This is a genomic window from Pseudomonas sp. LAIL14HWK12:I7, assembly GCF_000483465.1.
GTDB classification, from domain to species: Bacteria; Pseudomonadota; Gammaproteobacteria; order Pseudomonadales; family Pseudomonadaceae; genus Aquipseudomonas; species Aquipseudomonas kermanshahensis.
Window position 1 is genome coordinate 123,981 of the sequence record NZ_KI519607.1, and the last position, 21,466, is coordinate 145,446.

Annotated in this window: 18 protein-coding genes, 1 tRNA gene and 1 pseudogene; 7 read left to right on the forward strand and 13 right to left on the reverse strand. The window is 63.4% G+C overall.

Annotated elements, in window-relative coordinates:
* Positions 1–191 precede the first annotated feature (191 nt).
* A complete protein-coding gene (locus D886_RS0125750) occupies positions 192–1,439 on the forward strand; it encodes a glycosyltransferase family 4 protein (RefSeq protein WP_027596639.1) in 1,248 nt (415 codons plus the stop codon).
* On the opposite strand, the gene glp is transcribed toward D886_RS0125750, so the two are convergent.
* Together glp and moaB are read right to left on the reverse strand one after the other, a co-directional pair.
* The gene (glp, locus tag D886_RS0125755) at positions 1,428–2,615 is read right to left on the reverse strand and encodes a gephyrin-like molybdotransferase Glp (protein ID WP_177323914.1); all 1,188 of its coding nucleotides are present in this window, start codon (positions 2,613–2,615) and stop codon (positions 1,428–1,430) included. The genes D886_RS0125750 and glp overlap by 12 nt on opposite strands.
* 22 nt (positions 2,616–2,637) lie before the next feature.
* Positions 2,638–3,177, reverse strand: coding sequence for a molybdenum cofactor biosynthesis protein B (gene moaB, locus D886_RS0125760; RefSeq protein ID WP_027596641.1), 540 nt, complete (start codon positions 3,175–3,177; stop codon positions 2,638–2,640).
* 185 nt (positions 3,178–3,362) lie between these two features.
* Here moaB and D886_RS0125765 point away from each other — a divergent pair, with 185 nt between their 5' ends.
* Both D886_RS0125765 and D886_RS0125770 read left to right on the forward strand, forming a co-directional pair.
* Positions 3,363–3,584, forward strand: coding sequence for a YgdI/YgdR family lipoprotein (locus D886_RS0125765; protein ID WP_027596642.1), 222 nt, complete (start codon positions 3,363–3,365; stop codon positions 3,582–3,584).
* A gap of 81 nt (positions 3,585–3,665) precedes the next feature.
* A tRNA-Pro gene (locus D886_RS0125770) sits at positions 3,666–3,742 on the forward strand.
* A gap of 396 nt (positions 3,743–4,138) precedes the next feature.
* Here D886_RS0125770 and mqo read toward each other — a convergent pair.
* From mqo to D886_RS0125785, 4 genes and pseudogenes are all read right to left on the reverse strand, one after another.
* On the reverse strand, positions 4,139–5,707 hold the full coding sequence (mqo, locus tag D886_RS0125775; protein WP_027596643.1) for a malate dehydrogenase (quinone): 1,569 nt from the start codon (positions 5,705–5,707) through the stop codon (positions 4,139–4,141).
* A 378-nt stretch (positions 5,708–6,085) separates the two neighbouring features.
* Positions 6,086–6,853, reverse strand: a complete 768-nt coding sequence (locus D886_RS28970) for a methyl-accepting chemotaxis protein (protein ID WP_371098766.1) — start codon at positions 6,851–6,853, stop codon at positions 6,086–6,088.
* Positions 6,854–7,018: 165 nt separating this feature from the next.
* Positions 7,019–7,804 (reverse strand): annotated as a pseudogene (locus D886_RS28975) (methyl-accepting chemotaxis protein); the annotation flags it as partial.
* Between the two features lie 92 nt (positions 7,805–7,896).
* Positions 7,897–9,660, reverse strand: a complete 1,764-nt coding sequence (locus tag D886_RS0125785; protein WP_027596645.1) for an ABC transporter transmembrane domain-containing protein — start codon at positions 9,658–9,660, stop codon at positions 7,897–7,899.
* Between the two features lie 210 nt (positions 9,661–9,870).
* On the opposite strand from D886_RS0125785, the gene D886_RS28435 reads away from it, so the two are divergent.
* A complete protein-coding gene (locus tag D886_RS28435; RefSeq protein WP_172960377.1) occupies positions 9,871–10,044 on the forward strand; it encodes a PA1571 family protein in 174 nt (57 codons plus the stop codon).
* Positions 10,045–10,097: 53 nt separating this feature from the next.
* Here the strand turns inward: D886_RS28435 and pdxB are convergent, their stop codons facing one another.
* From pdxB to rlmM, 3 genes are all read right to left on the reverse strand, one after another.
* Positions 10,098–11,240: a 4-phosphoerythronate dehydrogenase PdxB gene (gene pdxB, locus D886_RS0125795; protein WP_027596646.1), complete on the reverse strand. Its 1,143-nt coding sequence runs from the start codon at positions 11,238–11,240 to the stop codon at positions 10,098–10,100.
* Positions 11,241–11,300: 60 nt separating this feature from the next.
* Positions 11,301–11,543: a sulfurtransferase TusA gene (tusA, locus tag D886_RS0125800; protein WP_027596647.1), complete on the reverse strand. Its 243-nt coding sequence runs from the start codon at positions 11,541–11,543 to the stop codon at positions 11,301–11,303.
* A 74-nt stretch (positions 11,544–11,617) separates the two neighbouring features.
* Positions 11,618–12,682, reverse strand: a complete 1,065-nt coding sequence (rlmM, locus tag D886_RS0125805) for a 23S rRNA (cytidine(2498)-2'-O)-methyltransferase RlmM (RefSeq protein WP_027596648.1) — start codon at positions 12,680–12,682, stop codon at positions 11,618–11,620.
* A gap of 222 nt (positions 12,683–12,904) precedes the next feature.
* Here rlmM and acnA point away from each other — a divergent pair, with 222 nt between their 5' ends.
* Positions 12,905–15,649, forward strand: a complete 2,745-nt coding sequence (gene acnA / locus D886_RS0125810; protein WP_027596649.1) for an aconitate hydratase AcnA — start codon at positions 12,905–12,907, stop codon at positions 15,647–15,649.
* A 454-nt stretch (positions 15,650–16,103) separates the two neighbouring features.
* Positions 16,104–17,669 carry a PAS domain-containing methyl-accepting chemotaxis protein gene (locus tag D886_RS0125815; protein WP_027596650.1) on the forward strand — a complete coding sequence of 522 codons (1,566 nt, stop codon included), beginning with the start codon at positions 16,104–16,106 and terminating at the stop codon, positions 17,667–17,669.
* Positions 17,670–17,891: 222 nt separating this feature from the next.
* Here D886_RS0125815 and D886_RS0125820 read toward each other — a convergent pair whose 3' ends face one another.
* The 4 genes from D886_RS0125820 to D886_RS0125835 form a co-directional block, all read right to left on the reverse strand.
* The gene (locus D886_RS0125820) at positions 17,892–18,776 is read right to left on the reverse strand and encodes a pseudouridine synthase (protein WP_027596651.1); all 885 of its coding nucleotides are present in this window, start codon (positions 18,774–18,776) and stop codon (positions 17,892–17,894) included.
* A 51-nt stretch (positions 18,777–18,827) separates the two neighbouring features.
* Entirely contained in the window at positions 18,828–19,136 is a 309-nt protein-coding gene (locus tag D886_RS0125825; protein WP_027596652.1) for a hypothetical protein, read from the reverse strand.
* Between the two features lie 178 nt (positions 19,137–19,314).
* Positions 19,315–19,554: a glutaredoxin family protein gene (locus tag D886_RS0125830; RefSeq protein WP_027596653.1), complete on the reverse strand. Its 240-nt coding sequence runs from the start codon at positions 19,552–19,554 to the stop codon at positions 19,315–19,317.
* Between the two features lie 72 nt (positions 19,555–19,626).
* Positions 19,627–20,835 (reverse strand): ammonium transporter, encoded by a 1,209-nt coding sequence (locus D886_RS0125835; protein WP_027596654.1) that lies wholly within the window; start codon positions 20,833–20,835, stop codon positions 19,627–19,629.
* A gap of 313 nt (positions 20,836–21,148) precedes the next feature.
* On the opposite strand from D886_RS0125835, the gene D886_RS0125840 reads away from it, so the two are divergent.
* Positions 21,149–21,460: a YqjD family protein gene (locus D886_RS0125840; RefSeq protein ID WP_027596655.1), complete on the forward strand. Its 312-nt coding sequence runs from the start codon at positions 21,149–21,151 to the stop codon at positions 21,458–21,460.
* Positions 21,461–21,466 lie beyond the last annotated feature (6 nt).

The following is a 21,466-nucleotide window of genomic DNA, read 5'->3' on the forward strand; positions in this document are numbered from 1 at the left end:
ATGCTCAGGAAAGCCACCTTTGACAAGTATTTGACCCAGGTGAATAAATTTACCAAAGAGTCAAACTATTGACTTTTTATCACCTGATGTCTGCTCCACCGACAGCCATGGACGCGCCCCGGCAGCAGTGATCGGCTGACTGCCGACGGGCGCGTCTTTTTATCCGCGATCTGTTACGAGGGTTCCGGGTCATGCGCATTCTCTGGACACTGCCCTACTTACCCTGGCCGACCACCAGCGGCGGCAAGACTCGGCAATATCACCTGCTGCGCGAACTCGCCCAGCGTGGGCACCGGATCACCCTGTTGGTGCAGTCCAAGATCCCCCTGAACGATGCGGCCCGTGAAGCCCTTGAACCCTGGGTCGAGCGCCTGATCGTGTTGCCCAGGCGCGCCCTGCACAGCCCACTCAACCTGCTGGCGTCACCGATCATCGACTATCCCATGCGGGCGATCATCAATGGTTTGGCGCCCTGCCTGAGGCACCGCTTCGAGCAACTGCTGGACGAACCCTGGGACGTCATCCAGATCGAGCACAGCTACAGTTTCCAGCCGTTCGAAAAAGCCCTGCAGGCGCGCGGGCTGCCCTTCATGCTCAGCGAGCACACCCTGGAATCGGTGATGGGCGGCGCCTGCCATGACCGCCTGCCGCTGTGGCTGCGCCCGCTCAATGCATTCGACCGCTGGCGCTATCGGCGCTGGGAGCAGCGGGTGCTGCGCCAACCCAGCGAAGTGGTGGCGGTCAGCAGCCACGACGCCGAACTGATCGCCCAGATCAGTGGGCGCCCGGTAAATGTGGTGGTCAGTGGCGTGGACTGCGATTTCTACCAGCACGTGCAACCGGCGTTGCACAGCCAGCGCCTGCTGTTTGTCGGCAACTTCGAATATGGCTCGAACCTTGAGGCCATCGAATGGGCGCTGGAAGAGATCATGCCGCAGGTGTGGATGAGTAACCCGGCCGTGCGCCTGGCCATAGCCGGCCACGCCCTGCCGGCCAGCTGGAAGCTGCATTGGAACGACCCACGGATCGAGTGGGTCGGCTACCGCCCCGACCTGCGCGAGCTGCAACGTCGCTCGGCACTGTTCTTCGCCCCGCTGCTGTATGGCGGAGGGTCCAAGGTGAAGCTGCTCGAGGCGATGGCTGCGGGGCTGCCGGTCATCACCACCAGCAAGGGGGTATCAGGGCTGGCCGTGAACAACGGCGAACACTACCTGGGCAGTGACGATGGTGACCAACTGGCCCTGCTGATCACCCAACTGCTCAACCAGCCTTGGCGCATGGCCCAATTGAGCGAAGCCGGCCGGCAATTCGCCCGCCAGCGTCACGATTGGAGTATTGCCGCCCAGCAATTGGAAAACGTGCACATGCGCCTCAACCAGGTGCAACCCGCCAGCGACACACCACTGGCGGGCGGCTGGCTTGGGCGCTCAACCAAGTAGCTCGCTGAAAGGGATGAACGGCACACTGTCGCCCTGCTTCGGCGTACTGCCTTCACGCACCTCGACCAAGCCCTCGGCCCAGGCCGCGCTGCGCAGCACGCCAGAGCTCTGGTTTTTGTAGATACGCACCTGGCCCTGCTCGATGCGTGCGCGCAGGTACTCGCGGCGCGTACCTGGCTTGGGCCAGTCGAAGCCCGCTGGCATGTCGAAGCGCAGCGGCGTGACATCGGCCACGCCTTGGCGGCGCAACAGATACGGCCGGGTCAGCAACCCGAACGTGACCAGCGTGGACGCCGGGTTGCCCGGCAAACCAATCACCGGGACGCCACGAAAGTGCCCGAAGGTCAGCGGCTTGCCCGGTTTGATCGCCAGCTTCCACAAGGCCAACTCGCCGGCCTCGCGCAGGGCGGCACCCAGGTAATCAGCCTCGCCCACGGAAACGCCACCGGTAGACAAAATCAAGTCGACATCGCCCAATGCCGCCAGGCATTCACGGGTGCGCGCCAGGTCATCGGGCAAAATCCCCGCATCCCGCACCTCACAACCCAAGCGTTGCAGCCAGCTGACCAGCAAGCGGCGGTTGCTGTTGTAGATTTGCCCTGGCCCCAGGGGCAGGCCAGGCTCGATCAGCTCGTCACCGGTCGACAGCACCGCCACGCGCACTTTACGCACCACATCCAGACGGGCCTGGCCAAGGGTCGCGGCCAAGCCCAGCTCTATCGGGCCCAAGCGTGTGCCGGCGCTCATCACCTGCTCGCCCTGGCGTGTTTCCTGGCCTTGCGGACGAATGTTCTGGTCGACCTTCAGCGGTTCGAGGAAGCGCACCCGGCCATCGTCAGCCACTTCGGCGTTTTCCTGCATTTCGACGCAGTCGGCGCCAGCCGGCACCGGCGCGCCGGTGAAGATGCGGGCACAGGTACCCGGCTGCAGCGGCTGCGGCGCATGGCCGGCAAAAATCCGTTGGCTGACCGGCAAGGGCTCACCCTGCCAATCCGCCAGGCGCAGGGCATAGCCGTCCATGGCGCTGTTCGGCCAGGGCGGCAGGTCGAGCGAGGCCACCAGGTCACGCGCCAGCACGCGTCCCTCGGCGTCGGCCAGCGACACATTTTCGATGTCCTGGATGGGTGCGGCTTCTGCCAAGGCCAGCAGCCGCGCCAATGCGTCTTCCACCGGCATCAGGGGCCGGGCTTGGGCAGACTCAACCACGGCTTTCACAGGCCGCTGCCTGCTTCAGGTGGGGCACGAAATTGCACGGGCGATGGCGGGCATCGAGCTGCTCGGCCAGGATGCCGTCCCAACCGGTGCGTACCGCATTGGTCGAGCCCGGTAAGCAGCACACCAGCGTGCCATTGGCCAGGCCAGCGAGGGCCCGCGATTGCACGGTGGAGGTACCGATGTCGGCCACGGAAATCTGCCGGAACAGCTCACCGAAACCGTCCACCTGCTTGTCCAGCAGGCAGGCCACGGCCTCCGGGGTGCTGTCGCGGCCGGTGAACCCAGTACCGCCGGTGATCAATACCACCTGCACTGCGTCATCGGCGATCCAGGTCGCGACCTGGGCGCGGATCTTGTACAGGTCGTCCTTGAGCAATACCCGCGATGCCAACTGGTGGCCGGCCGCAGTCAGGCGATCGACGAACAGCTGACCGGAGGTGTCATTGTCGAAGGTGCGCGTGTCGCTGACCGTCAACACGGCGATGTTCAGGGGCACGAAGGGGGTATCTGCCTTGGCTTTCATGGGGGTCCGTCACAAGAAGATGGGATGGCGCATTTATAACACAGCACCCCCCGATACAACCTCGTGCCCCTGTGGCTTGCCCTTGGTCAATACCCTGGCTTTACCGCTATGCTGCACTGGAAAGGAACTTGCGTGGACGCCCTGCGTCTTAAAGTCATCTAGCACTGTCGCACTGGAGAAACACGATGATTCAACGGACCCTTCCCGCCTTCCTGCTTGCCTTGGGCCTGGGCGCCCTCGCCGGCTGCGCATCGCCGACCGTCATTACCCTGAATGATGGCCGCGAGATCCAGGCAGTGGACACCCCGTCCTTTGACGAGGACTCTGGTTTCTACGAATTCGAGCAACTCGACGGCAAGCGTACGCGCCTGAACAAAGACCAGATTCGTACCGTCAAAGAGCTGTGATTCAGCACCCCTTTTTGGCAAACGCCCTTTTAACAACAAGGGCTTGCGTGCGAAAAAGGGATGCAGTAGGATTTCGTTCATCGGAGTGTAGCGCAGCCAGGTAGCGCGTCTCGTTCGGGACGAGAAGGCCGCAGGTTCGAATCCTGTCTCTCCGACCAAATCCTATTCAAAAAGCCCGCCTTGCGCGGGCTTTTTGTTGTGCGCGAAAAAATCCCCCTGACCTGTAGGAGCAGCCTTGCGCTGCGAAGAGGCCGGCGCAGGCCTACCCATCAGTGGTGCCTGTACCGGCCTCTTCGCAGCACAAGGCTGCTCCTACAGTCAGTGACGCAACTTATTGCTCGGCTCAGCTTTTGCCCATAGCTGGGCACTATCTGCTTCAGCTTGGCCTGCCATTAGTTGTGCGTAAGAAATACCGCTGACCTGCAAAATACCGCCGACCTGTAGGAGCAGCCTTGTGCTGCGAAGAGGCCGGCGCAGGCCTACCCATCAGTGGGTGCCTGTACCGGCCTCTTCGCAGCACAAGGCTGCTCCTACAGTCAGTGAAGCAACGCTACTTATTGCTCGGCTTGTACCGGCACATACAGCAGTTGCAGGCGCTCGCTGCTCCACGCCCGGGTCTGGTTGGTCAGCGCCAGGTCGTTGTTCAGCTTTTGCCCATAGCTGGGCACGATCTGCTTCAGCTTGGCCTGCCATTCAGGGGTTTTGAGGCGGTCCTTGAAGGTCTTCTCCAGCACGGTCAGCATGATTGGCGCGGCGGTCGAGGCACCCGGGGAAGCTCCCAGCAGTGCAGCAATGCTGCCATCCTGGGCGGCGACCACTTCAGTACCGAACTGCAGCACGCCACCGAGCACGGGGTCCTTCTTGATCACCTGCACGCGTTGACCGGCCTGCAGCAGCTTCCAGTCTGCGTTCTTGGCATTGGGGAAGTACTCGCGCAACGCATTCATGCGGTCATCGAAGCTGAGCATCAACTGCCCCATCAGGTACGTGCTCAGGTCGATGTTGTCGATGCCGGCGTTCACCATGGGCAGCACGTTGTGGCTGTTCAGCGAGGCGAACATGTCCAGCAACGAGCCCTGCTTGAGGTACTTGGTGGAGAAGGTCGCGAACGGCCCGAACAGCAACACTTGCTTGCCGTCGATCATCCGGGTGTCCAGGTGCGGGACCGACATCGGCGGTGCGCCGACCGAGGCTTTGCCATACAACTTGGCCTGATGGCGTGCAACCACGTCCGGGTTATCCGTCATGAGGAATTGACCGCCCACCGGGAAGCCGGCATAGCCTTCGGCCTCGGGGATGCCCGATTTTTGCAGCAGCTTGAGCGCGCCACCCCCGGCACCGATGAAGACGAACCGGGCATTGACCGCCACCTCGTGACCGCCCTTGGCCAGGTCGGCCACCACCACACGCCAGGTCCCATCGTCGTTGCGCACGATGTCACGCACTTCGTGGCTGAGGTTCAGGGTGACGTTGGGGTTGCGGGTCATCGACGCGAACAGTTGACGGGTGATCTCGCCGAAATTCACGTCGGTGCCGATTGCCATGCGCGTGGCGGCGACCTTCTGCGCAGGGTCGCGGCCTTCCATCACCAGCGGTGCCCAGTGGCGGATCTGCTCGTGGTCTTCGCTGATTTCCATGCCACGGAACAGCGAGCTGTGCTGCAGGGCATCGACGCGTTTGTGGAGGAAGGCAATGTTGTCGTCACCCCAGACGAAGCTCATGTGCGGCACGTTGTTGATGAACGACTTCGGGTTGCTCAGCACGCCTTGCTCGACCTGGTAGGCCCAGAACTGCTTGGACACCTCGAACTGCTCGTTGACCCCCACGGCCTTGCTGATGTCGATGCTGCCATCCTTACCGACACTGGTGTAGTTCAGCTCGCAGAACGCGGAGTGGCCGGTGCCGGCGTTGTTCCAGGCATTGGAGCTTTCTTCGGCGACCTGGTCCAGGCGCTCGTAGACGTCGACCTTCCAGTTCGGCTCAAGCTCCGTGAGGTAAGTGCCCAGGCTTGCACTCATGATGCCGCCGCCAATCAGCAGAACGTCGACGGTCTTTTCCGGCTCCGCGGGTTTGGAGCAGCCGATGACGCTCAGGCAAAGGAGCGTCAGCAGTATTTTTTTCATTAGCTCAATCCAATTGATGTGAAGGATTGGCAGTCGTTGGCCCCGGCATGCACGCCCGGATGTTGTTGTGTTCTCGTTGGGTGTTTCGCGGGATCGGGGCACGATCGCCTCGGGCCGTGGCCCGGGCGCGCTTAAGCAGGGAATGTGCCAACCGGGCTTAGACCAATGGCTAAGGGGTGAGGCAGCGGGTCGCATGGCGACAATCCGCCACACTTACGCCAGGTTCGCTAGGTTGATGGCGGATTTCCCCGGGGCCGCTGCGCGCCCCATCGCCGGCAAGCCGGCTCCCACACCGGCACTGGATTGCTTGAGACTTGCGCCATACCTGTGGGAGCCGGCTTGCCGGCGATGGGGCGCGCAGCGGCCCTGAACAGCAGGTCAGGCCGTCAGCCGCGACGTCACTTCGCCCAACTGCCCCGACAACCCATGCAAACGCTGCCCAGCCTGTTCGGTCTGCTGCACTGCTTCCTGGTTGGTGGTGGCGATGCGGGTAATCTCGATCAGGTTGCGCGAAATATCCTCGGCCACACTGGTCTGCTGCTCCGCCGCCGTGGCGATCTGCCGGTTCATGTCGCGGATGGCCTCCACCGCCAAGGTGATGCGCTGCAACATCTGCCCGGCCTGCTGGACCTGCTCGGCCCCCTCTTCGCTGCGCTGCTGGCCACTTTCGATGGCTTTGACCGCCTCCACCGCACCCGACTGCACCGCCTCGATGATCTGGTTGATCTCGGCAATCGACGCGGCCGTGCGCTGGGCCAAACTGCGCACCTCGTCCGCCACCACCGCAAAGCCTCGTCCGGCCTCGCCCGCGCGGGCTGCTTCGATGGCGGCGTTGAGCGCCAGCAGGTTGGTCTGCTCGGCAATGCCACGGATGACTTCGAGCACCTTGCCGATCCGCGTACTGTCATGTTCCAGGTCGCGAATCACCGCCGCCGTGCCGGCGATTTCGCGGTTGACCACGCCAATGATGTCGATGGTCTGCTGCATCACCTGCTCACCAGCCTGTGCACTGTGGTCGGCATCATCGGCAGCGCGGGCGGCGTCGACGGCGTGGCGGGCCACTTCCTGGGCAGTGGCGGACATCTCATGCATGGCCGTCGCCACTTGGTCGGTGCGCTGGAACTGGTCATGCGTGCCGCGCGCCATGTCGGCGGCGATGCTGCGCAACTGGCCACTGGCGCCTTCCAGCTCTTGGGCGTTGTCCTGCAGCCGGCCGACGGTCTCGGCCAAAAAGTCACGCAGGGTATTGGCCGCCCGTGCCAAACGCCCCAGCTCATCCTCGCGGCGGCTGTCGACGCGGGCGCCGAAGCGGCCCTGGCTCAGTTGCGCGACATAGTCGATCAACTGGCGGATCGGTTCGATCAGGCTGCGGTTGATCAGCCACAGGCTGAGCAGGCCAACCAGCACCGCCGACGCCAGCATCACCAGCAGGCCCAGCCACACGGTGCGCTCAGCGCTGGCATTGATGGCCGCAGCCCGTTCACGGGCATCGCCGCGCAGTTGTTCGACCAGTTCGCTCATCTGTTCGCTGGCGGCACGGTCCACGCCCTTGACCGCCAGGTCGCCTGCTACCGGGTCGCCCCCTGCAGCGATAAACGCATTGCGGCCCTGCGCATAGGCCTGGCCCAACTGCCGATGGCTATCTCGCAGCTGCTGCAAGGGGGCTTTGAGCCTAGTGTCACTGCTGTCGATCAATTGCCCCAGCAACTGCTGAACCTGCTGCTCGCGCGCCTGAAACTGCTGCCAGTACTTGTCCAGCTCGGCGGGCTGGCGACCGCGCAACAGCACGTTCTTCCATTCCTGCACCTGGACCTTGAACTGCAGGTTGGCTTCATCGATCAATTGCGAAGCGCGCAGCGGGCCATCGACCAACTCGGCATAGCCACGCACGCTGGAAGACAAAAACTGGAAACACACCAGGGCGATCAGCAGCATGGCCGCCAAGCTGCCGCCAAGCAGGGAGAGAATTTGCACTCTGAGGGATTTACGCAACATCGCAGATCTCAAGACCAGTAGGAAAGGAACAGCGCACACCGGCAGCGCTGGGAAAGACACTCCATGTCCTCGTAGGCTGGCGCGCAAAAAAAAGGCTGCCATCGTTCGATAGCAGCCAGCTTGAGCACTTGCGCAACATTTGAGGCCAATAGTGTCAGGCAATTCCTACAGAAATGTTACATAACCAAGACAGGCTAGCCTGTGGTGAACTGCAGCGAGGCCAGCCGGGCATACAGCGGGCTTTCTTCGATCAGCTGGCGATGTGTGCCCACTGCCACCACACGCCCCTTGTCGATCACCGCGATGCGATCAGCGTGCTGCACCGTGGCCAGGCGGTGGGCAATCACCAGCGTGGTGCGACCGGCCATGAGGCTGGGAAGGGCTTGCTGGATCAGGTGTTCGCTTTGCGCGTCGAGGGCGCTGGTGGCCTCGTCCAACAACAGGATCGGCGCATCTACCAGCAACGCACGAGCAATTGCCAAGCGCTGCCGCTGCCCGCCAGAAAGGCCAATACCGCCCTCCCCCAGTTGTGTCTGGTAACCCTGCGGCAACTGCTGGATAAACCCGTCGGCGTGCGCACCACGGGCCGCTGCTTCGACTTCCGCCAGCGTTGCTTCTGGCCGGCCATAGCGAATGTTGGCCTCTACCGTGCCGCGAAACAACGAAGGGTTCTGCGCAACCAGGGCGAACTGCCGGCGCAGCTCGGCGGGGTCGAGTTCGGTAACAGCCTGCCCGTCGAGCAGGATGCGCCCCTGCTGAGGGTCGTAAAACCGCAGCAGCAGGTCGAACAGGGTGGATTTGCCAGCGCCCGAAGGCCCGACCAGCGCCACGGTCTGCCCCGGCTCGATTGTCAGGCTCAGGCCGTCGATGGCAGCGACTGTGGGCCGTGACGGGTAGGCAAAGTGCACCTGCTGTAACTCGATATGCCCCGTCACACGGCCGTGCGGTAACGAGGCCGCTACGTGGGGCGGCAGAATCGCACTGCGCGCCGCCAACAGCTCGGCAATGCGCTCGGCCGCACCTGCGGCACGCTGCAGCTCGCCAATCACCTCGCTGAGGGTGCCGAAGGCGCTGCCGACGATCAGGCTATAAAACACGAAGGCGGCCAGTTCGCCTGCCGAAATACGCCCGGCGATCACGTCCATGCCGCCCACCCAGAGCATGACGCCCACAGCGCCCAGTACCAGCACGATGACCAGGGTGATCAGCCAGGCGCGCTGGGCAATACGCTGCCTGGCCACGTTGAAGGCCGCCTCGACAGTGCCCGCGAACAGCTCGCGATCGAGCGGTTGGTGGTTGTAGGCCTGGACGGTCTTGATCTGCCCAAGGGTCTCGGCCACGTAGCTGCCGACATCTGCCACGCGATCCTGGCTCTGCCGCGACAGGCTGCGCACACGACGGCCAAACAACAGGATCGGTGCTAGCACCAGTGGCAAGGCCACGACCACGATGCTGGTCAGCTTGGGGTTGGTGATAAACAGCAGCACCACGCCCCCGATCACCATCAAGGCATTACGCAGGAACATCGACAGCGAAGAGCCGATCACCGACTGCAACAGCGTGGTGTCGGCCGTCAGCCGCGACTGGATCTCGGAGCTGCGGTTGTCCTCGAAAAAGCCTGGGTGCAGGCCGACCAGATGATCGAACACCGCGCGGCGAATATCAGCCACACAGCGCTCGCCTATCCATGAGACCAGGTAGAAGCGGCTGAACGTCCCTACCGCCAGTGCCAGCACCAGCAGCAGGAACAGGCCTATGGTCTGGTTGAGCTGGTGCGCGGAACGGGTCATGAAACCCTGGTCCACCAGCAGGCGAATGCCCTGCCCCATCGACAGCGTGATAGCAGCGGTGACCACCAAGGCCAGCAACGCCAGCAGCATCTGCCGGCGGTACGGGCGAACGAACTGCCAACTCAGGCGCAAAGCGCGACGTTGACCTGCAGAAACGGATTCGGGCATGGCGGCAACCAAAACGGCGAGGATGCAGCAGACTACCACTCATCGGCACGCGAGGAGCGACCGAGGGTGGCTATAGCTTTTCGATCTAAACAGCCTCTGGAGCTTTAGCGCCGTTTCTGTTGGACTGTTTCTGCCATGACGCCCAAGGGCTGTCACTGGCCAGTCATCGCACAGGGTTACCCTGAGTTTCAACCTGATGAGGAGACCGATATGAGCTTGCAGCATGGCAGCGACACCGCAAAACCGCAGAACACCCCGCAACCTCAGGCGTGCGGTTCGATCATCGACGCCCAGGGGCGCGAGGTTCCGATCACCGAGCAGATGATCCAGAAAGCCTGCGAGAAGCTGGAACAAAGCCGGGTCGGAAAAGCCCAGAAGGGCTGATCGGCGAATTCATTACAACCCGGCGCGTGCGCCGGGTTTTTATTGCCCGTCACTCAGACCAACACCCCACCCAACGCACTGACCAACTGCGCCAGTTGCGGCGACTCGCCACGAATCCGCACCGCCAGCCCTTCGACCTCACGCCGCGGCGGATACTGCTTGCGCAACTGATCGAAGGCCGCGCGCTGCTCGGCTGGGTCGTCGCTCAAGCTGCGGCGGAAGTCCGCGTCGTCACGGCGCGGGTCGTACACGGCGCGGCACAGGGTGGCCAAGGCCCAGGCCGGGTCGGTACTGGCATCGAGCTCGATCTGCGCCAGCGGCGGCTTGGGCAGCAGGTCGGCCAGGTTCACGCGCTCAGCTTGGCCGAGAAAACGGCACAGCGCCTGATAGATCTGCGCCGTGCCACGCTGCCGGCCATCAAGGCTGTAGCCGGCGATGTGCGGCGACGCCAGCGTGCACAGGTCGGCCAGTTGCAGGTCGACCTGCGGTTCGCCTTCCCACACATCGAGCACGGCGTGCACGTCTTCACGGTCCAGCAGCAGCTCACGCAAGGCCGCGTTGTCCACCACCGGGCCACGGCTGGCGTTGATCAGCCACGCGCCGGGGCGCAGCTGCGCCAGTTGCGCCTGGCCCAGCAGGTGCCAAGTAGGGTGCTCGCCGCCACGCTGCAAGGGGGTGTGCAGGCTGATGACATCGCACTGTTCCAGCACCGTCTCGAGGCTGACGTAATCGCCCCCTTCGGCGGCCTGACGCAGCGGGTCACACACCAGCACCTTCCAGCCCAAGCCATGCAGTACACGCACCAGGCGGCCACCGACCTCCCCTGCGCCCACCACGCCATACGTGCGCGCAGGCAGCGCCACACCGTCCAGCTCGGCCAGGGTCAACAGGCTGCCCAGCACGTAGTCCACCACACCGCGGGCATTACAGCCCGGCGCGCTGCTCCAGTGGATGCCCGCTTCGGCAAAGTAGTCCAGGTCGAGGTGGTCGGTGCCGATGGTGCAAGTGCCGACAAAACGCACCCGGCTGCCTTCGAGCAGCTGGCGGTCGACCTTGGTCACCGAACGCACCAGCAGTACGTCGGCGTCCTTGACGCTGGCGGCATCAAGGCTTCTGCCCGGATAGCGGCGGATCTCGCCGAAACCTTCAAAGAAGGCATCGAGCAGCGGAATGTTCTCGTCGGCAACTATCAGCATGGCGCTCTCCTGTCAGGGGAACGCAGTGTAGGCGCTACGCGCGGCGTGTTCCAGAGCGGCTCAGTCGGCTTTCTTGCGGATCCAGTACAGGAAGGTGCCCGCATCCTCTTGCTGCTGCAGCAGCTCGTGGCCGAGGAAGTTGCAGAACTTGGGGATATCGCGGCGGGTCGACGGGTCGGTGGCGATGACCTTGAGCAGGCCACCAGCAGCCAGGTCCCGGACGTGCTGGTGCAGCATCATCACAGGCTCCGGGCAGTTCAGGCCGGTGGCATCGAGGACGGCGTCGGGGGTGAAGTCAGTCATGGGTGGCTCCAAAAATGATCGTCATTGTCGCGCATCGTGCGGCGCGGACCAAGGGCCACGCGCCGCCCCTGCACTCAACGCGGCTTCAGGTCCAGCCTGCGCAGGTGGCAGGTCACTTCCTCACGGTCGTGATACAGCTGCTTGCAGGCGATCGAAACCCGGATCTTGCGCGCCTTGAACGTGGCTTCCATGCGGTCGAGCAGGCGCCGCACCTCGGCGTAACGCTGCTTCATCGGCAGTTTGAGGTTGACCACCGCCTCGCGGCACAGGCCTTCCCCCAGCCAGGTCTCGATCAGCGAAGTGGTCCGCGCCGGCTTCTCGACGATGTCGCAAACCATCCAGTCCACCGGCTGCTTCGGCTGCCAGGTAAACCCATCTGCCATCAGGTGCTGGACCAGCCCGGTGTCCATCAGGCTTTCGGCCATCGGGCCGTTGTCGATGGCGGTGACCAGCATGCCGCGGCGCACCAGCTGGTAGGTCCAGCCACCCGGCGAGGCGCCGAGATCGACCCCGGTCATGTCGTCGCCCAGACGCTGCTCCCACTGCTCGCGGGGGATGAACTGGTGCCAGGCTTCTTCCAGCTTCAGGGTTGAACGGCTGGGCGCCTCACGGGGAAACTTCAGGCGCGGGATGCCCATCGGCCAGAGGGCGCTGTTGTTGCCTGCGGCCAGGCCAACAAACACGCGCCGGCCAGTGATGAAGGTCAGCAACAGCCGCGGGCGGCTGGCGTCTTCGACCAGGCGGCCGGCCTTTTCCAGGGCCTTGCGCAGGGGCACTTCGAATTTACGGCAGAACGTCGACAGTTCCTTGCCGTCGTTGCTGTCGAGCACCTCCAGCCACAGGCTGCCGAAGACAGGCAGGTCGGCCAGGTGCTCCAGCAACACGCTGATGCGGTCGCTCTCTGGCAACTCGACATAACCGCCGCGGGCCCACTGACGCGGGAAAATCAGCTCAGCGAAGCGCAGTTCCCCCATCAGTCGCTCGGCGCCGTTGGCCTCGGTGCAGACAAACTCGGCGCTGGCGCTCTGCGGTTTGCCTTTGGCATAGCCGGCAACCCCCAGGCGGGCAGCGTGTTCGCTGATTTCGGCGCAGACCTCGCCCTCGAAACCGGGCCGGCAATGCATGAACAGGGTACTCATCTCTCACTCCACTACGGCGGGCGCGCAACAGGCGCCGGCAGGGCGGCGATAATAAAGGAAGTTCGGAACCTGCGACACGTCCCGCCGGTCCAGAAAAGGGTCAGCCAAGCCAAACCGGTCTAACCTGACCATTCAGCCAGGTCCGTACCGTGCGGATCGAAACAGAGCGGTGACACCGGCAAACACCCGATTTGCCGGCCACCGGCGCAGAAGGAGTTGGCAATGCCCTCGCTCGATAGCCTGAACACGCTCAAAACCCTCAAGGTCGATGACCTTACGTATCACTATTACAGCCTTACCGAGGCCGCCCGCCAGCTGGGCGACCTGCAACGCCTGCCCATGTCGCTGAAAGTGTTGCTGGAAAACCTGCTGCGCTGGGAGGACGGCAAGACCGTCACCGGCGACGACCTGCGCGCCATCGCCCAATGGCTTGAAGCGCGCCGCTCCGACCGGGAAATCCAGTACCGGCCGGCCAGGGTGCTGATGCAGGACTTCACCGGCGTGCCCGCCGTGGTCGACCTGGCAGCCATGCGTGCCGCCATGGCCAAGGCCGGTGGCGACCCGCAGCGGATCAACCCGCTGTCGCCGGTCGACCTGGTGATCGACCACTCGGTGATGGTCGACCGCTACGCCACCCCCGAGGCCTTTACCCAGAACGTCGACATCGAGATGCAGCGCAATGGCGAACGCTACGCCTTTTTGCGCTGGGGCCAGAACGCCTTCGACAACTTCCGCGTCGTGCCGCCGGGCACCGGCATCTGCCACCAGGTCAACCTGGAATACCTGGGCCGCACCGTCTGGACCCGCGACGAAGACGGCCGCACCTACGCCTTCCCAGACACCCTGGTCGGCACCGATTCGCACACCACCATGATCAACGGCCTGGGCGTGCTGGGCTGGGGTGTTGGCGGCATCGAGGCCGAGGCGGCCATGCTCGGCCAGCCGGTGTCGATGCTGATCCCGGAAGTGATCGGCTTCAAACTCACCGGCAAGCTGCGTGAAGGCATCACCGCCACCGACCTGGTACTGACCGTGACACAAATGCTGCGCAAGAAGGGCGTGGTGGGCAAGTTCGTCGAATTCTACGGCGACGGCCTGGCCGACCTGCCCCTGGCCGACCGCGCCACCATCGCCAACATGGCCCCCGAGTATGGCGCCACCTGTGGCTTCTTCCCGGTCGACGAGGTGACCCTCGACTACCTGCGGCTTTCGGGCCGCCCGAAGGCAACGGTGCAACTGGTCGAGCAGTACTGCAAGGCACAAGGCCTGTGGCGCCTGCCAGGCCAGGAACCGCTGTTCAGCGACACGCTGGCGCTGGACATGGACGAGGTCGAGGCCAGCCTGGCCGGGCCCAAGCGCCCTCAGGACCGCGTCGCCCTGGGCCAGGTCAGCCAAGCGTTCAACCACTTCATCGAACTGCAGCCCAAGCCGCTGGCCAAGGAAGTCGGCCGCCTGGAAAGTGAAGGCGGCGGCGGTGTGGCGGTGGGCAACGCCGACCAGGCGGGCGAAATCGACTACAGCCACGCAGGCCAGACCCACACCCTGCGTGATGGCGCGGTGGTGATCGCCGCAATCACCTCGTGCACCAACACCTCCAACCCGAGCGTGATGATGGCCGCCGGGCTGGTGGCGAAAAAGGCCCTGGAAAAAGGCCTGCAGCGCAAACCTTGGGTCAAGAGCTCGCTGGCCCCTGGCTCCAAGGTGGTCACCGACTACTTCGAGGCAGCCGGGCTGACGCCGTACCTGAATGAGCTGGGCTTTGACCTGGTGGGCTATGGCTGCACCACTTGCATCGGCAACTCCGGCCCACTGGATGAGGCGATCGAGAAAGCCATTGGCAGCGCCGACCTGACCGTGGCCTCGGTGCTTTCGGGTAACCGTAACTTCGAGGGCCGCGTGCACCCGCTGGTCAAGACCAACTGGTTGGCGTCGCCGCCGCTGGTGGTGGCCTATGCCCTGGCCGGCAGCGTGCGCGTTGACCTTACCCGCGATTCACTGGGTACCGGCAAGGACGGCAAGCCGGTGTACCTGCGCGATATCTGGCCCAGCCAGCAGGAAATCGCCGCCGCCGTGGCCCAGGTCGACACCGCGATGTTCCACAAGGAGTACGCCGAAGTCTTCAAGGGCGATGCAAAATGGCAGGCCATCGAGGTGCCGCAAGCGGCCACCTACGTCTGGCAGGACGCGTCTACCTACATCCAGCACCCCCCGTTCTTCGACGGCATCGGCGGGCCGCCGCCAGCGATCAAGGACATCCAAGGGGCACGCATCCTGGCCCTGCTGGGCGACTCGGTCACCACCGACCACATCTCCCCGGCCGGCAACATCAAGGCCGACAGCCCTGCCGGGCGCTACCTGCGCGACAAGGGTGTGGAACCGCGGGACTTCAACTCCTACGGTTCACGGCGGGGCAACCATGAGGTGATGATGCGCGGTACGTTCGCCAACATTCGTATCCGCAACGAGATGCTCGCGGGCGAGGAAGGCGGCAACACCTTGTACGTGCCCACGGGTGAAAAACTGTCGATCTACGATGCCGCCATGCGCTATCAGGCAGAAGGCACGCCGCTGGTGGTGATCGCCGGCCAGGAATACGGCACCGGCTCCAGCCGCGACTGGGCCGCCAAAGGGACCAACCTGCTGGGGGTCAAAGCAGTGCTGGCGGAAAGCTTCGAGCGTATCCACCGTTCAAACCTGGTGGGCATGGGCGTGCTGCCGTTGCAGTTCAACGCCGGGCACGATCGTAAGCAACTGGCGTTGACCGGAAAAGAGAAGATCGATGTGCTGGGCCTGAACGACGCGCACATTCGGCCGGGCATGAGCCTGAAACTGCGCATCACTCGTGAGGACGGGCAACAGGAGCAGATCGACGTGCTGTGCCGGATCGATACCCTGAATGAGGTCGAGTACTTCAAGGCCGGGGGGATCTTGCATTACGTGTTACGTCAGCTGATTGCTGGAGGGTAGGTTTAGCCGTGGTTTAGCGGCGCTCTTGAGATCCAGCGCCGCCTGCGCGGCGATTCGCAGCACAAGGCTGCTCCTACATTTTTTTGGGCCAATTTTTCCTGAAGCGGTCGCGCGCCGGCACAGGCGTAACTGGCCCGGAATACCTGTAGGAGCAGCCTTGTGCTGCGAAGCGCCGCGCAGGCGGCGCTCGATCTCATACACGCCAACGCCCTAGAGGCGCCCCCCTCCTCCCTTCACGCATGCTGGCTCTTTGCCGCCCACTAAGTCATCATCCGACCCGCCCGTCATAAATTAGCAATAATGCCGCTATCTTCATCGAAATCAGCCGCTCCCTAGCTCAAACCAGAAGATGGCTCATTGCCACAAATCAAGCACATTAAATATCCATTCAATAAAACCAGTGGCTTGCCGATACCTCACCAAAGCCTTGCGGATTCTTGCGGATTACCGACCCATGCGTAACAACCAGCCGATTACCCAGAGAGAACGGACTTTCCCTGCCCAGCAGCGGTTGATCTCCACCACCAACGCCAAGGGCGTGATCAGCTACTGCAATGACGCGTTTATCGACATCAGTGGGTTCACGCGCGAGGAGCTGACCGGCGCGCCGCACAACCTGGTGCGTCACCCTGACGTGCCGGCCGCGGTATTTGCCCACATGTGGCAGACCCTCAAGCAAGGCCAGCCCTGGATGGGCATCGTCAAGAACCGCTGCAAGAACGGTGACCACTACTGGGTCAACGCTTATGTCACGCCGGTTTTCGACAACAACCAGGTGGTCGGCTTCGAGTCGGTGCGGGTCAAGCCCACCGCCGAACAGATCCGTCGTGCCGAAGCCCTCTACCAGCGCCTCAACCAGGGCAAGTCGGCGGTGCCACGTCGCGATCAGTGGCTGCCGATTCTGCAGGACTGGCTGCCGTTCATCCTGGTCAGCCAAGTGGGCTTCCTGATCGGCAACTGGCTGGGCCACTCCTGGGGCTTCGGCCTGGCCGCCGCCCTGTCGGTACCGCTCGGCCTGCTCGGCCTGACCTGGCAACAGCGCGGCCTCAAGCGCCTACTACGGCTGGCCGAGCAAACCACCTCCGACCCGCTGATCGCGCAGATGTACACCGACAGCCGTGGGGTTCAGGCCCGCTTGGAAATGGCCATGCTCAGCCAGGATGCACGCATGAAGACCTGCCTGACGCGGCTGCAGGACAGTGCCGAACACCTCAGCGAACAGGCACGGCAATCCGACGCGCTGGCCCACCAGAGCTCCTCCGGGCTGGAGCGCCAGCGCGTGGAAACCGAACAAGTGGCAGCCGCCGTCAACCAAATGGCCGCCACCACCCAGGAAGTGGCCAACCACGTACAGCGCACCGCCGACGCCACCCAGGAAGCCAATCGCCTGACCAGCCAGGGCCGGCAGATTGCCGGTGAAACCCGCGAGGCCATCGAGCGTTTGTCGGCCGCCGTGGGTGAAACTGGCCAGACGGTGACGCAATTGGCCAAGGACAGTGACGAAATCGGCGGTGTGGTCGATGTGATCAAAGGCATCGCCGACCAGACCAACTTGCTGGCACTGAACGCTGCCATCGAAGCGGCCCGCGCCGGTGAGATGGGCCGTGGCTTTGCCGTCGTGGCCGATGAAGTACGCCAGTTGGCCCAGCGCACCGCCGAGTCCACCGGGCAGATCCACAACCTGATCGCCAAGCTGCAGCAGACCGCCAGCAACGCGGTGCTGACCATGGAAACCGGCCATCGTCAGGCGCAGGAAGGGGTCGACCGGGTGATGCAGGCCGATGAGGCTTTGGTCGGAATCAGCGAAGCGGTGGCCAACATCACCGACATGGCGACCCAGATTGCGGCCGCTACCGAAGAGCAGACCGCTGTGGCCGACGAGATCAGCCGCAACATCAGCACCATCGCCACACTGGCCGACCAGACCGCCGAACAGGCCCAACATTCGGCACAGCTCAGCGAAGAGCTGACCAGCACGGCGGGGAGCCAGTACTCGCTGGTGGAGCGCTTCAACCGCTGAGACGCTGCGCTTTTGTAGGAGCAGCCTTGTGCTGCGAAGAGGCCGGGGTGGGCTGCAGATATCTGCTTTGCTTGCACCGGCCCTTTCGCAGCGCAAGGCTGCTCCTACAGAGACCGCGGATGGCAGACGGGTGCGCTACCCGTCTGTACGCTTCAACCCTGAGACGCGGGGCTTTTGTAGGAGCAGCCTTGTGCTGCGAAGAGGCCGGTGTGGGCTGGGGCGTTACCAGTCCAGGCGCAACCGGGTCTCGAAGTAGCGCTCTTCCCCCGTCAACGGGTCATCAAAACGCAAGCTCTGCGCCAACAACTTCAACGGCTTTTGGTAATCGTCTTCGACCTGGAGCAGTTCAGGGTAGAACGGGTCGTTGCAGATCGCCGCTCCCAACGCCGCCATGTGCACACGCAACTGATGGGTCTTGCCGGTCACAGGCGACAAACCGTAACGCCACAAATTGCCCTGCGTTTCCAGCACTTGGGCAAAGGTTTCGCTGTTGTCCGCGCCCTCGACCTCATGCATGCGAAAAAACGGCTCGCCATGCACCAGACGGCTTTTATGCACCAACGGGAACTCATGCTGCGGCATGGCAGCGGCGATGGCCTGGTAGCGCTTGTCGATTCGTCGCTCGGGGAACAAGCGCTGATACGCACTGCGGGTCTGCGGGTTGGCAGAGAACAGGACCAGCCCTGCGGTATGCCGGTCGATGCGGTGCAATGGCACCAGATGCGGATTGTCCAGGCGCCGGATCAGCCGGCGCAACAGGGTCTGCTCGACATATTCACCGGTGGGTGTAACCGGCAGAAAATGCGGTTTATCGGCGACCACCAAGTGCTCATCCACGTGCAGAACGGCCTCCTGCACAGGGATAGGCCGCTCGTTCGGCACCTCGCGAAAATAATGCAAGCGCATGCCACGTCGGTAAGCCAGTTCGGCAGGGATGGCCTGCCCCTGGGCATCCAGCACCCGGCCTCGGGCAAAGCGGTCAAGCCACTGCGCGCGATCAATGGCCTTGAAATGGTCACACAGGCAATCGAGCACCGTCGCCCAGTTGCCGGGTGGCAGGCACACCGTGCTGGCTTGCTGGCGGGCGGGGTCGAAAGGCGGGGTCATGGCAGTGCTCGAAAGGTACAAGGCCGCGCATTATCCCCCAAGCCCGCCACCTCAACCAGCCTGATCCCGCGCCTCGCTGCGCTCCTTCAACCAACGCAGTACCTGCACCGCCTCCCAGCGGCCGGGGTCATACAAGGCATACAACAACCCCTGATAACCCACCACATCCAGCCCACGGTGGTAGCCGGCACGCTGGAACAAGGCCTCGATTTCGGCAAAACAGGTGTTGAAGTGGACCTTGCCGAACGGTGTGCGGTCATCGGTCACCAGGCCCTCGAGGCGCAGTTCCAGAACGGCGTCGCACACCCGCTCGACGGGCATGCGGTTGACGCTGTACTTGAGTTGCTCGACGTTGAGCATGGCCTTACCTCGTATACTGTATTTATATACAGCATACGGACTTGCCCTCGCCGTCGTCAATTCGCCCTCGGCTCATTGCAGCCCCGGCAGGTACCCCGTGACCACCGGTGCGCCGAACAGCGCGCGTATTCTTTCAAGTGCGCCACACAGCACCTGCAAATTGGCCAGAGCCTCGGGCTCACGGCGCGAGAAACGTCACCACTTGCTCGGCATCGAACGGCCAGTGCAGCTCAGCGCCGGTGTCACACCGCCGCAGCACGGGAATGATCAGGCCGTAGCGCTCGAACATGGCCTCGTTATCGGCAATGTCGACCAGTTCCACCAACAGGCCATAATCGACGAAAGGCATCAGCACGGCCTCGGCCACTTCGCACAGGTGGCAGCCGAGGGTGCCGAACAGTTGGCATTCAGGCAGCATGGGGCGGGTCTCGGTTTGGCTTTGGAAAAGCCTATTCTAGGTCCGTACCGCCCTGCGCGCACCTGACCTCGCTCAATCCTGACTGGTTGCACCGATGCGGTGCAGCGACAGGTCCGCGCCCTGGAACTCCTGCTCGTGGCTCAAGCGCAAGCCGTGCACTGCGCGGATTGCACCATAGATGGTAAAGCCCCCCAGCAATGCCACAAGTACCCCCATCAAGCTGCCCAGCAATTGGCTGACCAAGCTGACGCCACCCATGCCGCCCAGCGCCGCCTGGCCGAACACGCCGCAGGCAATGCCACCCCACACGCCACACAGGCCGTGCAGCGGCCACACGCCCAGCACGTCGTCGATTTTCCAGCGGTTCTGCGCCGCGGTAAAACTCCAGACGAACAGCACCCCGGCCACCAGGCCGGTGGCCAGCGCGCCAATCGGGTGCATCAGGTCGGAGCCAGCACAAATCGCCACCAGCCCAGCCAGCGGCCCGTTATGCAAGAACCCTGGGTCGTTACGCCCGGCCAGCAGCGCCGCCAAGGTGCCCCCGACCATGGCCAGTAACGAGTTGATCGCCACCAGGCCGCTAACCCCCTGTAAGGTCTGGGCGCTCATGACATTGAAGCCGAACCAGCCAATGATCAGGATCCACGACCCCAGCGCCAGGAACGGAATGCTCGACGGTGCGAAGGCCACCAAGCGCCCATCGCGGTACCGCCCGCGCCGGGCGCCCAGTAGCACGACGGCGGCCAGTGCCAGCCAGCCGCCCATGGCATGCACCACGACGGAACCGGCAAAGTCATGGAACGGCGCGCCAAAGCGTGCTTGCAGCCAAGCCTGCACGCCCAGGTTGCCGTTCCACACCACGCCTTCGAAGAACGGGTAGACAAACGCCACGATCAACGCCGTGGCACACAGCTGCGGGACAAAACGCGCCCGCTCGGCAATCCCTCCAGAGATGATCGCCGGGATGGCCGCCGCGAACGTCAACAGAAAGAAGCATTTGACCAGCGCATAGCCATGGTCGGCTGCCAGTGCCGTCGCCGGCTGGAAGAAGTTCACGCCATAGGCGATCCAGTAGCCGATGAAGAAGTACACCAGCGCCGAGATGGCAAAGTCGCTGAGAATCTTCGACAACGCATTGACCTGGTTCTTGTGCCGCACGGTGCCCACTTCGAGAAAAGCGAAGCCAGCATGCATGGCCAGCACCAGAATGGCGCCCATGAGGATGAACAGGGTATTCGAACCGTGGACCAGAGAGTCCATCGCGCTGTGCATGTGTTCCATGAAATAGGCAGACCTGCTGAAAAGGCACCAGGACAGTTCAAGAACCTGCATCCCTGCACCGAATCGGTGCCAGCCCCCTGCCCTATCGGATGACATGGGCGAGGCCTGCGTGGTTTTTTCTTGGGTTTGTCGTGGATTGGGTTAAGGTTTAACGGTACACGTCACGCAGGGTGCCCTGAATCGGCGCAATGCCCGCCGGTGGCGCCCCGCAACGTGGCAAAGACTTAGCAAAGCCCATACCAGCACAGGCACTTGAACCTTCCGCGCGTGCTATCACTCGAACTACCATCACACATCGACAGGGAGAGACCCCATGGCCAGCAAATCGGCAAAGACTGCGCAAGAGATATTGATGGCTGACTTCCAGGCCCTGGTCCGCGATACCGAGAAGCTGCTTGCCGACACGGCGAACCTCGCCGGCGACCAAGCGGATGAATTGCGCGAGCAGATCCACGACCGCCTGACCCAGGCCCGCGAAACCCTGCAACTGACCCAGGAATCGGTGCGCGACCGTGGCCAGGCGGCCCTCGGCAGCGCCGAGCAGTACGTACAGGAGAACCCCTGGCAGGCCATCGGCATCGCCGCAGGCGTCGGTCTGTTGATCGGCCTGCTGGCCAGGCGCTGAGAGGTC